Origin of the sequence: Micromonospora sp. NPDC005257 (assembly GCF_042872445.1) — a bacterium.
In the GTDB taxonomy this organism is placed as follows: Bacteria; Actinomycetota; Actinomycetes; order Mycobacteriales; family Micromonosporaceae; genus Micromonospora.
On record NZ_JBIAKL010000005.1, the window covers coordinates 310,068 to 321,079 of the forward strand.

The following is an 11,012-nucleotide window of genomic DNA, read 5'->3' on the forward strand; positions in this document are numbered from 1 at the left end:
ACACCGGTCAGCGCGCCGGGCTCAGCGCCGCCCGGCGTCGCGCAGCGCGTCCCGAGCCGTGCCGTAGCGCGCGAGCACCGCCCAGGCCGGGTCGAGCACGTACTTCTCGCTGACACTGCCCACCGACGTGAGTAGGCGTTGCTCGGCCCGCGCCCGGGCCCGCCGGGCCGCCCACCCGACCACCGGCCGGGTCACCGCCGCGATCAGCGCCCCGGCCAGCAGGCCACCGAGCAGCAGGACGGTCGGCCACGGCACCACGCCGAGCGTCGGGTGCTCCAGCGGCGGCAGGCCGAGCAGGCGCAGCGCGTACCCGAGGAGCAGCCAGACCAGGCCGGCCAGCGCGGCCAGGGTGACCACCCACTGGAGCACGCCCACCACCCGCCACCAGGCCGGCCGCCGCTCCATGCCCAGGTCTGTCGCCGCGACCGCGTGGTCGAGCGCGCCCGGCAGGTCGGCCTGCCGGGACCGGGCCGCGGCGGTCACCGCGGCGGGCCACGGCGCCGGCAGGCCGGCCCCGGAACGCTCGGCCACCGCGCGGATCGCCAGCGTGACGGCGGAGCGCTGCGCGGCTGTCGGATCGGGTACGGAGGTGGCCGCGACCAGGCTCTCCCCCGGCGCGTCCGGATCCCGCCCGGACAGGTGCAGGCGGCGCAGCGGATCCGGCCGCAGTTTGCGCCAGCTCCGCAGCAGCGGCCAGCCGGTGTTGCTCACCGCCCGGTGGCGGTACGCGCCCTCCACCGCCGCCGCCACCGTCGGCACCCCGGCCGCGCCGGCGAGTGCCCGGGTCAGCTCCCGCGCCGAGGCGTCACCGGGCCGGGTGCGCGGCGGCTCCGGCCCCACCAGCGGTTCGAGATCGGCCACCACGGCGTCCACGTCACCGGAGAGCCGGCGCAGCGCGGCCTGACGCTCGGCGACCGTACGCTCCAGCTCGGCCCGCAGCCCGTCCAGCCCGTTCGGGTCCACCGCGACGGTGGGCAGCAGCGGCACCCCGTCCAGCCCGTCGGCGTCGAGCAGCCGGCGCAGGTCGTCGAGGACCTTGGGCAGCTCGGTCGGGTGCAGCCGGTCGGCCTGGTTGAGCACCACGACCGTGACGTCCTTGTGCCTGTGGAACTCGCGCAGGTAGCTGGTGTGGATCACGCGGTCGGCGTACTTCTGCGGGTCGACCACCCAGACCACGAGGTCGACCAGGCCGAGCAGGCGGTCGACCTCCAACCGGTGGCCGTGCTGCACCGAGTCGAAGTCGGGCAGGTCGAGCAGGACGAGGCCGTGCAGGTCCGACTCGTCGTCGCCGTCGAGCGGGCTCTCCCGGACGAACCGGTGCCGGGGCAGCACCCCCACCCAGTCCAGCAGCCGGACCGCGCCGTCCAGCGGGCCCCATACGCAGGCGTGCGCGACACCGGTGGTGGGCCGGCGCACGCCGACCGGGGAGAGGTCGAGCCGGGCCAGCGAGTTGAACAGGCTCGACTTGCCGCTGCCGGTCGCGCCGGCCAGCGCGACCACCGTGTGCCGGCCGGACAGCGCGAGCCGGTCACCGGCGCGCTCGACCACCGTGTGGGCGGGGACGAGCTGGGCGTCGGGCACGTGGCCGTCCACCGCGCCGAGGAACCGCTGGATCGCGGTCAGCCGCTCGATCAGGACGTCCGGGTCGACCCGCTGCTCACCCCGCATCGCCTCGCGCATCCGTCCCACGATGTTGCTCACGGTGCCTTCCTCGCGCTCACGGGGCACGTCCTTGTTCGCGACTGCGGGGCTCGCAGGACCGGCTCGCTCCTCGCGCTCACGGGCGACCGTCCTGCTCGGGGGTCGGGAACAGACCACTGCGGTGCCGGGCCCGCTCGACCTCGACGGACGCCCAGCGCAGCGCCGCACCGGCGTTCGCGGCCGGGCGTTCGGCCTCGGTGCGGGTCAGGTAGCGCGCGGCCTCCTCGGCCAGCAGCTTGCCGACCCGGTCGAGCAGGTCGACGCGGGCCTTGCGGGACAGGTTGCGGACCGCCTGGTCACCGAAGATCGCCTGGAGCACCGTCTGCCCGGCCACCGCGGTGCCGGTGCCCGCGGCGACCTCCAGCCCCGTCGGGATGAACGCGGTGGAGGCGAAGACGCCGATCATGACGACGAGGCCGGTGGCGTTCACCGCGTACGCGGCCGTGCGGGCCACGAACCGCCGGTCGCCGCCCTCGACCCGCACCAGCTCCAGCACGCCGCGCTGCCAGTCGCGGACGAGCTGCTCGGCCCGCTCGGGCAGATCGGCCGAGGGGTGGGCCAGGTCCGGCTCCAGCAGCGCCGCGCCCGCCGGGTGCGCCTTCCAACTGGTGTACGCGTTCTCCGCCGCCTCGGCGGTCACTCCGCGCAGCAGCGTGACGAGCTGGGACTCGATCGCGGTACGCAGTTCCGCAGCGGGCGCCGGCCGTCCGGTGACCGCGGCGACCACCCGGTCGCGCAGCCGCCCGATGCGGGCCTCCAGGCCACGGAAGAACTCGCCGGTGCCGACGAACTCCTGCCAGCGGGCCAGCACCTCGCCGCGCAGCAGCCGCCCGTCCTTGAGCCCTTGGTCGACGCTCCGCTCCGCGCCCCGGTACGCGGCCTGGACCCGCTCGTCCAGCGCGTCGGCGGCGGTGACCTGCTCGTCGGCGGCCTCGGCCAGCGCCTCCACCACCGGGTGCAGCGCGGCGAGCGCGCCGTCGAGCGTCTGCCGGACCACGGCGGCGCGGGCCTCGGCGTCGGCGGCCAGCCGGGTGAACCAGTCGCTCAGCGGTGCGGTGATCCGGTCCGGCAGCAGCCCCTGCCCGTCCACCCAGGTCTCCGGCAGCACGAACAGCGGCGCGGCGCCCAGTTCCTGCTCGGCGAGCATCTCGGACAGATGGGTGGCGATCTCGTCGGCAGCCTCCGGGGGCACCCGGTCCAGCACCATCGCCACAGCGGTGCCCCGGGCGCGGGCGCTGCGCAGCAGTTCCCAGGGGACGGCGTCGGCGTAGCGGGCGGCGGTGGTGACGAACAACCAGAGGTCGGCGGCGGCGAGCAGTTGGCCGGCGAGCGCCCGGTTGGCGTCGACCACCGAGTCGATGTCGGGCGCGTCCAGGAAGGCCAGGCCGGGCGGCAGCGCCGGGGCGGTGACCAGGTGCAGGGTGCCCGGCTGGTCGCTCGGTTCGGTGGTCCGGGTCAGGCCGGGCAGCAGCTCGCCCTGCCGGAACCAGGAGGCGTCGGCCGGGCTGCACACCAGCACCGGGGAGCGGGTGGTCGGGCGGAGCACGCCGGCCGCGCTGACCCGCGCCTTGACCAGGCTGTTGACGAGCGTCGACTTGCCGGCGCCGGTGGAGCCGCCGACGACCACCAGGAGCGGGGCGTCGAGCCGGGCCAGCCGGGGCAGCAGGTAGTCGTCGAGCTGGTCGGTGACGCTCGCCGCGGCGTGCCGGGCCGGCTCGGCCGAGGGCAGGGTGAGCGGAAAGCGGGCGGCACTGATCGCCGCCCGCAGGCCGGTGAGCGCGGCGGGCAGGCCGTCGGCGCCGTGAGCAGGCTGGTCGGCGCCGTTGGTGGCTCCGGTGCGGGCTGCGACGGCGGGCGCGCCGGCACGGGTGGCGGAATCGCCATGCGTCGTCACCGCTAAAGCGTGCCCGACCGACGCAAGGTAAGACAACCGGACGGTAGTAACGGTCGGGTTGCGCCGGGTCGGCTCAACCTCGACTTGCGGATTGGCGACCGCGTGGCACTATTGAGTCAAGTTCACTCAACTTGTGGTGCGGTCGCTTCCGGGCGGCCCGCCGGGCAGGCCGTCTGACCTGCTCACCCGTTATGAAGCGAGGAAGCGAACATGGCACGTGCGGTCGGCATCGACCTCGGCACGACGAACTCCTGCGTCAGCGTTCTCGAGGGCGGTGAGCCCACCGTCATCGCCAACGCCGAGGGCTCGCGTACGACTCCCTCGATCGTCGCGTTCGCCCGCAACGGCGAGGTGCTCGTCGGTGAGGTCGCCAAGCGCCAGGCGGTGACCAACCCCGACCGGACCATCCGGTCGGTCAAGCGTGAGATCGGCACCAACTGGACCGTCGACATCGACGGCAAGAAGTACACCCCGCAGGAGATCTCGGCGCGCACGCTGATGAAGCTCAAGCGGGACGCCGAGGCGTACCTGGGCGAGCAGATCACCGACGCGGTGATCACCGTCCCGGCCTACTTCAACGACGGGCAGCGCCAGGCCACCAAGGAGGCCGGTGAGATCGCCGGCTTCAACGTGCTGCGGATCGTGAACGAGCCGACCGCGGCGGCCCTGGCGTACGGCCTGGACAAGGGCTCCAAGGAGCAGACCGTCCTGGTCTTCGACCTCGGCGGCGGCACCTTCGACGTGTCGCTGCTGGAGCTGGCCGAGGGCGTGGTGGAGGTCAAGTCCACCAGCGGTGACAACCAGCTCGGTGGTGACGACTGGGACCAGCGCATCATCGACCACCTGGTGAAGACGTTCCGCGGCGAGCACGGCATCGACCTCTCGCAGGACAAGATGGCCATGCAGCGGCTCAAGGAGGCGGCCGAGAAGGCCAAGATCGAGCTGTCCGCCGCCACCACCAGCAACATCAACCTGCCGTACATCACCGCCGGCTCGGCCGGTCCACTGCACCTCGACGTGACGCTCAGCCGCGCCGAGTTCCAGCGCATGACGCAGGACCTGCTGGACCGCTGCAAGGGCCCGTTCGAGCAGGCCGTGAAGGACGCCGGGATCAAGATCTCCGACGTCGACCACGTCATCCTGGTCGGCGGCTCGACCCGGATGCCGGCCGTGACCGACCTGGTCAAGCAGCTCACCGGCCGCGACCCGAACAAGGGCGTCAACCCGGACGAGGTCGTCGCCGTCGGCGCCGCCCTCCAGGCCGGCGTGCTCAAGGGCGAGGTCAAGGACGTCCTGCTGCTCGACGTGACCCCGCTGAGCCTGGGCATCGAGACCAAGGGCGGCATCTTCACCAAGCTCATCGAGCGCAACACCACCATCCCGACCAAGCGCTCCGAGGTGTTCACCACCGCCGACGACAACCAGCCGTCGGTGCTGATCCAGGTGTTCCAGGGCGAGCGGGACATCGCCGCCTACAACAAGAAGCTCGGCACCTTCGAGCTGACCGGTCTCCCGCCGGCCCCGCGCGGCGTGCCGCAGATCGAGGTCACGTTCGACATCGACGCCAACGGCATCGTGAACGTGCACGCGAAGGACCTGGGCACCGGCAAGGAGCAGAAGATGACGATCACCGGCGGCTCCTCGCTGCCGAAGGACGACATCGAGCGGATGCGCCGGGACGCCGAGGAGCACGCCGACGAGGACAAGCGTCGCCGTGAGGAGGCCGAGACCCGCAACGTGGCCGAGGCGCTCCAGTGGCAGACCGAGAAGTTCCTCGCCGAGAGCGGCGACAAGCTGCCCGGCGAGAACCGCGACCAGCTCAACGAGGCGCTCGGCGAGCTGCGCAGCGCCCTCGGCGGACAGGACATCGAGAAGATCAAGTCCGCGCACGAGAAGCTGGCGCAGGTCTCCCAGCAGGCGGGCTCGCTGCTCTACGCCCAGCAGCAGGAGGGCGAGCAGACCGCCCCGGGCGCGGCCGGGCCGGGTGCCGGCGCGGGTGCGGCCGGTGGCCCGAAGGCCGGTGGCGCCGACGACGACGTGGTCGACGCGGAGATCGTGGACGAGGACAAGAAGTGACATCCGGTCCCGGACACGACTCGACGGCAGAGGGATGAGGTAACCGCATGACGGACAAGCCACGAGCGGCCGACCCGGGTGCCACCGGGTCGGCGCCGGGCGCCGGCAAGGACACCGGCGACGAACCCCGGGTCGTCATCCGCGACAAGCGCAAGCTCGGCAAGGTGACCGAGCAGTCGGCGAACGACGCCTCGGCGGCCGACGCGGCTTCCGACGCGCCCGCCGAAGGGCTGGTCGAGGAGGCCGAGGTCGTGGTCGACGAGATCGGCGGCGAGGCCGAGGTCAGCGGTCCGACAGTGGTGGTCGACTCGCCCGCCGAACCGGACGGCGGGACCGGCACGGACGCGCCACTCGGCGCCGAGTTGGAGTCGCTGCGCACCGACCTGGAGGAGCGCACCCGCGACCTCCAGCGGGTGACCGCGGAGTACGCCAACTACCGCAAGCGGGTCGACCGGGACCGCAACCTGGTGCAGGAGCAGGCCACCGGGGCGGTGCTGACCGCGCTGCTGCCGATCCTCGACGACCTGGACCGGGCCCGCGAGCACGGCGACCTGGTGGGGCCGTTCGGGAGCGTGGCCGAGCAGCTCACCGGCGCGCTCGCCAAGTTCGGCCTGACCGCGTTCGGCGAGAAGGGTGACCCGTTCGACCCGACCCAACACGAGGCGGTGGCGCACCAGACCTCCGCCGACGTGACCGAGCCGACCTGCGTGCAGGTCATGCGTCGGGGTTACCAGCTCGGCGAGCGGCTGCTGCGGCCCGCCATGGTCGCGGTCGCGGACCCGGAGTAGTGCCGACCCGTGACGTCCCGCCCGCCCGCACCGGGCGGGCGGGACGACCGGGATTCGACCCGTGGAAGGGGGTGGACCGGTGAGTTCCAAGGACTGGATCGAGAAGGACTACTACGCCGCGTTGGGCGTGGACAAGTCCGCCTCCTCGGACGAGATCAAGAAGGCGTACCGCAAGTTGGCCCGGGAGTCGCACCCGGACCACAACCCCGGCGACACCGGGGCCGAGGAGCGGTTCAAGACCGTCTCCGAGGCGTACGCGGTGCTCGGTGACGAGAAGAAGCGCCGCGAGTACGACGAGATGCGCTCGCTGTTCGGCTCCGGCGCCTTCCGGCGCAACTCCCGCGGCCCGGGTCAGCCGGGCGGCATGCCGTTCGATGTCTCCGACCTGTTCGGCGGCGGCGCCGGCGGTGGCGACAGCCGGTTCGGCGGTGGCGGCTTCACCGACCTGTTCAGCACGATCTTCTCGGGTGGCGGCGGGGGCGGTGGCCCGGCGCGTCCGCGCGGCCCGGCCCGTGGCCGCGACGTCGAGGCCGAGGTGGCGCTCGACTTCACCGACGCGGTAAGCGGCGTCACGCTGCCGCTGACGCTGCGCGCCCCCGGGGTCTGCGACACCTGCCACGGCAACGGCGCGAAGCCCGGCACCCAGCCGGTGGCCTGCCCGGTCTGCCACGGCGCCGGGGTGACCACCCGCAACCAGGGGTCGTTCAGCTTCTCCGAGCCGTGCCGCAACTGCCAGGGCGTCGGCACGATGGTCGAGGAGAAGTGCCCGGAGTGCCACGGCACCGGCGGGGTCACCAAGACCCGCACGCTGACCGTGCGCTTCCCCGCCGGGGTGGCCGACGGGCAGCGGATCCGGCTGGCCGGCCGGGGCGAGCCCGGCGAGCGGGGCGGTCCGGCCGGTGACCTGTTCGTGCAGGTGAAGGTCCGCCCGGACGAGCTGTTCGGGCGTACCGGGGACGACCTGACCCTGAACGTCCCGATCACGTACGCCGAGGCGGTTCTCGGCACGGACCTGCGCGTACCGACCCTGGACGGGACGGTGACCCTGCGGGTGCCACCGGGTACGCCCGCTGGGCGGGTGCTGCGCGCCCGCGGCAAGGGCGTCGTACGCAAGGACGGCCGCGCCGGTGACCTGCTGGTCACGCTCGACGTGGTGGTCCCGGCGAAGGTCTCGGACGAGGCGCGGGCGGCGCTGGAGACCTTCGCGGCGCAGACCCCGCCCGCCGCGCGGGAACATCTCGACGCGCGGGTACGTCGATTCAGTTGACGGCGGCAGCGGAGGTGAGCGGGCATGTCGGAGGAGTACGTCGGCTCGGGTGACCCGGCCTACGAGGCCAAGGTCTTGATGATCTCGGTGGCCGCGCGGATGGCGGGGATGCACCCCCAGACGCTGCGCCAGTACGACCGGCTGGGCCTGGTGCAGGCCGGCCGGGCGTCCGGCGGCGGTCGCCGGTACAGCGTCCGGGACGTGGTGCTGCTCCGCGAGGTGCAGCGGCTCAGCCAGGACGACGGGATCAACCTGGCCGGGGTCAAGCGGATCATCGGGTTGGAACGGCTGCTCGAAGAGGCGCAGCAGCGGGTGGCCCGGCTGGAGGCGGAGCTGGACGCCGCGTACCGGCGGATCACCGAGCTGGAGTCGCTCGGCGGCTTCCCCCGCGGTGACCTCGTGCCCACCAGCCGCACGTCCACCGCGCTCGTCGTCTGGCGTCCACGCCGCGCACCCGACCGCTGACCTCGTACCGGAAGGCCGGCGCGCCCCGCTCCCCCGGGGCCGCGCCGGCCTTCGTCGTCGCCCGGACGGTTCGCGGGCCGGGTCGGGGAAAACGGGGTACGGCAGGGCGCGGTCCACTACGCTTTTCCATAGGGGCAAAAGCCCCGAATGCGGACTCCGGGCTGGCGGGGGGAGCCATGACGGAACCGGCGAAGAAGGTGGCCGAGCGCGCGGAGGAACGGCTGGAGAAGGTGGCCGAGAGCGTCCGCGAGCGGTTCGACCGGGTCACCGAGGGACGCTTCAGCGACACGGTCAAGGAAGGGCGCTTCGCCGACCAGACGGACCACGGCGTGGACCGGGCGCGGGACGACGAGCGGCGCCGCAAGCAGGGCGGATCGACCTGACGATCCGCCGACGTGCGGGCCGGGATCCACGGGGGATCCCGGCCCGTTCGTCGTTTGCTCAGAGGCGGCGGTTCTCGCGGACCAGGCCGCCCTCGCACCAGTCCCGGTAGACGAAGAGGTCCGGCCGGGCCAGCAGCACCCGGCTGTTGTGCGCCCAGTTGATCATCAAGTCGTCGCCGGACTTCTCCGCCTGCTCGACCAGCTTGCGGAACCGGCGCTTGGGGTGGGCGCGGAAGTTCGTCCGGATGCCGTCGGCGGCGTAGATGTAGAGGCAGTGCAGGGCGAACCGCCGGGCCGGGCAGCTCTGGTCCATCGCCAGGTCGAACAGCGTCTGCACCAGGTGGTCACCGGCGACCAGCAGATCCCAGTCCGGCGGCATCGAGGTCAGCGGCACCGAATCCGGCTGATACGCCCACGCCCGCAGTTCGGCGGGCGAGGGATCGACCGGGTTGGCAAAGCCGCGGAACGTACCTTCCTGCACGCTCACCGGCCGACCTTCCGCTTGCGCTGGCGGGGGCGCGCGCCACCCGCGGACCCTGGCTGCTGGGCCGAAACGTTAACGCGGTTTGACGGAGCAGGGGTAGACCTTCCCGGGATCAATTTGACAACGCCGGGCCGGATCTGCCCTGCGGCTGATCCGGCCCGGCCCCGGGTCAGTCGCCGGAGCCCAGAGGCAGCGGCGTGGGCGGCCGTACGGCGGCGGCGCGGGTACGCAGCCACTGCTTGAACCACCGGGTGTCGGGCAGCCGGGCGAGCAGCGGCCCGGTCACCACCGTGATCAACACGTACGCGGTGGCGAGCGCGGCGAGCTTCGGCTCCACCGGGTAGACGGCCGCGACGGCGAGCCCGGCGATGACGATGGAGAACTCGCCGCGCGGGGTCAGCGCCAGCCCGGCCCGCCAGCGTCCGGGCTCGGCGATCCCGACCCGGCGGGCGGCCAGGTAGCCGGTGGCCACCTTCGTCGCCATGGTCACCACTGCGAGCAGCAGCGCGGGCAGCAGCACCGGAGGCATGTCCAGCGGATTGGTGACCAGCCCGAAGAACACGAAGAAGACCGCGGCGAACAGATCGCGCAGCGGGGAGAGCAGTTCGGTGGCGTGGTGCGCCACCGGCCCGGACAGCGCGATGCCCACCAGGAACGCGCCGACCGCCGCCGACACCTGGAGCTTGGCCGCGACGCCGGCGACCAGCAGGGTCAGGCCGAGCACCCCGAGCAGCAGCGCCTCCGGGTCCTTCGCGGAGAGCGCGGCGGAGATCAGGTGGCCGTACCGGATCGCCACGCCCAGCACGAGGACCACGGTGAACACCGCGACGGCGAGCGCGATGCCGCCCTTGGTCAGGCCGACCCCGGCGAGCAGCGCCGTGACCAGCGGCAGGTAGAGGGCCATCGCCAAGTCCTCGATCACCAGGACGGAGAGGATCACCGGGGTCTCCCGGTTGCCGACCCGGCCCAGGTCGGCGAGCACCTTGGCGATCACGCCGGACGACGACACCCAGGTCACGCCCGCCAGCACCACGGCCGCCACCCAGCCCCAGCCGAGCAGGAGCGCGAAGGCGAAACCGGGCAGCGCGTTGAACACCGCGTCGATCAGGCCGGCCGGCGCGGCCGAGCGGAGGTTGCCCACCAGCTCGTTGGCGCTGTATTCCAGGCCGAGCATGACCAGCAGCAGGATCACGCCGATCTCCGCGCCGACGGCGAAGAACTCCTCGCTGGCGTTGAGCGGCAGCAGGCCACCGTGCCCGAACGCCAGGCCGGCGAACAGGTACAGCGGGATGGGTGAGACCCCGACGCGGCGGCTCAGGCGGCCGAGCAGGCCGAGCAGGAGCAGCAGCGCACCGACTTCGATGAGCAGGATTGTGGTTTCGTGCATACGCGTCAGCCGTCCGGGTCGGTCTCGGCGAGGATCGCTGTCACGCCGTCGAGCCCCTGACGGGTACCGACCACGACGATCACGTCGCCGGCTTCGAACCGGAAGGTGGGTTCGGGTGAGACGTTCACGGCGCCCTGACGCAGCACGGCCACGATGGACGCGCTGGTCCGGGTGCGTGCCTTGGTGTCCGCGAGCCGCCTGCCCACGTACTTCGACCCGGCCGGCATGGCGATCTGCTCGGTCAGCAGCCCGGCGGCCTGCTCGCGCAGACCGGAGAGCTGACCCAGCATCAGCGACGCGCCGAGGATGTCGGCGAGCGCCTCGGCCTCGTCGTCGGTCAGCGGTATGTCATGTTGACAGGAGTCGGGATCGTCCGGGTCGTAGAGGACCAGGTCGCGGCGGCCATTGCGGTGGGAGACCACGCCGAGCCGGCGGCCGGATTCCGTCATCAGATCATGACGTACGCCGATCCCGGGCAGGGCGGTCTGTTCGACACGTACTCGCACGCGGGTGAGGCTACCGCTGCCGCGCACCTGCCGCGTTCGGGGTGGATCGGCCGCCCGGCGG

10 protein-coding genes are annotated in these 11,012 nt (G+C 72.9%); 5 read left to right on the top strand and 5 right to left on the bottom strand.

The window, feature by feature from the left end:
* Positions 1–21: 21 nt before the first annotated feature.
* On the bottom strand, positions 22–1,680 hold the full coding sequence (locus ACFYO8_RS13700) for a GTPase (protein WP_354866764.1): 1,659 nt from the start codon (positions 1,678–1,680) through the stop codon (positions 22–24).
* 97 nt (positions 1,681–1,777) lie between these two features.
* Complete coding sequence (locus ACFYO8_RS13705; protein WP_354866234.1) at positions 1,778–3,595, bottom strand: ABC transporter; 1,818 nt, start codon at positions 3,593–3,595, stop codon at positions 1,778–1,780.
* A gap of 210 nt (positions 3,596–3,805) precedes the next feature.
* Between ACFYO8_RS13705 and dnaK the strand changes: the two genes are divergently transcribed.
* The 5 genes from dnaK (at position 3,806) to ACFYO8_RS13730 (ending at position 8,574) form a co-directional block, all read left to right on the top strand.
* Entirely contained in the window at positions 3,806–5,671 is a 1,866-nt protein-coding gene (gene dnaK, locus ACFYO8_RS13710; RefSeq protein WP_354866232.1) for a molecular chaperone DnaK, read from the top strand.
* A 47-nt stretch (positions 5,672–5,718) separates the two neighbouring features.
* Positions 5,719–6,459: a nucleotide exchange factor GrpE gene (grpE, locus tag ACFYO8_RS13715; protein WP_354866230.1), complete on the top strand. Its 741-nt coding sequence runs from the start codon at positions 5,719–5,721 to the stop codon at positions 6,457–6,459.
* Positions 6,460–6,538: 79 nt separating this feature from the next.
* Positions 6,539–7,726, top strand: a complete 1,188-nt coding sequence (gene dnaJ / locus ACFYO8_RS13720) for a molecular chaperone DnaJ (RefSeq protein WP_354866228.1) — start codon at positions 6,539–6,541, stop codon at positions 7,724–7,726.
* 24 nt (positions 7,727–7,750) lie between these two features.
* Positions 7,751–8,191, top strand: a complete 441-nt coding sequence (locus tag ACFYO8_RS13725; RefSeq protein ID WP_354866226.1) for a heat shock protein transcriptional repressor HspR — start codon at positions 7,751–7,753, stop codon at positions 8,189–8,191.
* Between the two features lie 176 nt (positions 8,192–8,367).
* The gene (locus ACFYO8_RS13730) at positions 8,368–8,574 is read left to right on the top strand and encodes a hypothetical protein (RefSeq protein WP_355094068.1); all 207 of its coding nucleotides are present in this window, start codon (positions 8,368–8,370) and stop codon (positions 8,572–8,574) included.
* A 58-nt stretch (positions 8,575–8,632) separates the two neighbouring features.
* Here ACFYO8_RS13730 and ACFYO8_RS13735 read toward each other — a convergent pair whose 3' ends face one another.
* From ACFYO8_RS13735 to ACFYO8_RS13745, 3 genes are all read right to left on the bottom strand, one after another.
* Positions 8,633–9,061, bottom strand: a complete 429-nt coding sequence (locus ACFYO8_RS13735; protein WP_354866222.1) for a hypothetical protein — start codon at positions 9,059–9,061, stop codon at positions 8,633–8,635.
* 166 nt (positions 9,062–9,227) lie between these two features.
* Positions 9,228–10,445: a cation:proton antiporter gene (locus ACFYO8_RS13740; RefSeq protein WP_354866220.1), complete on the bottom strand. Its 1,218-nt coding sequence runs from the start codon at positions 10,443–10,445 to the stop codon at positions 9,228–9,230.
* Positions 10,446–10,450: 5 nt separating this feature from the next.
* Positions 10,451–10,951 carry a cation:proton antiporter regulatory subunit gene (locus ACFYO8_RS13745; RefSeq protein ID WP_354866218.1) on the bottom strand — a complete coding sequence of 167 codons (501 nt, stop codon included), beginning with the start codon at positions 10,949–10,951 and terminating at the stop codon, positions 10,451–10,453.
* Between the last annotated feature and the right edge of the window lie 61 nt (positions 10,952–11,012).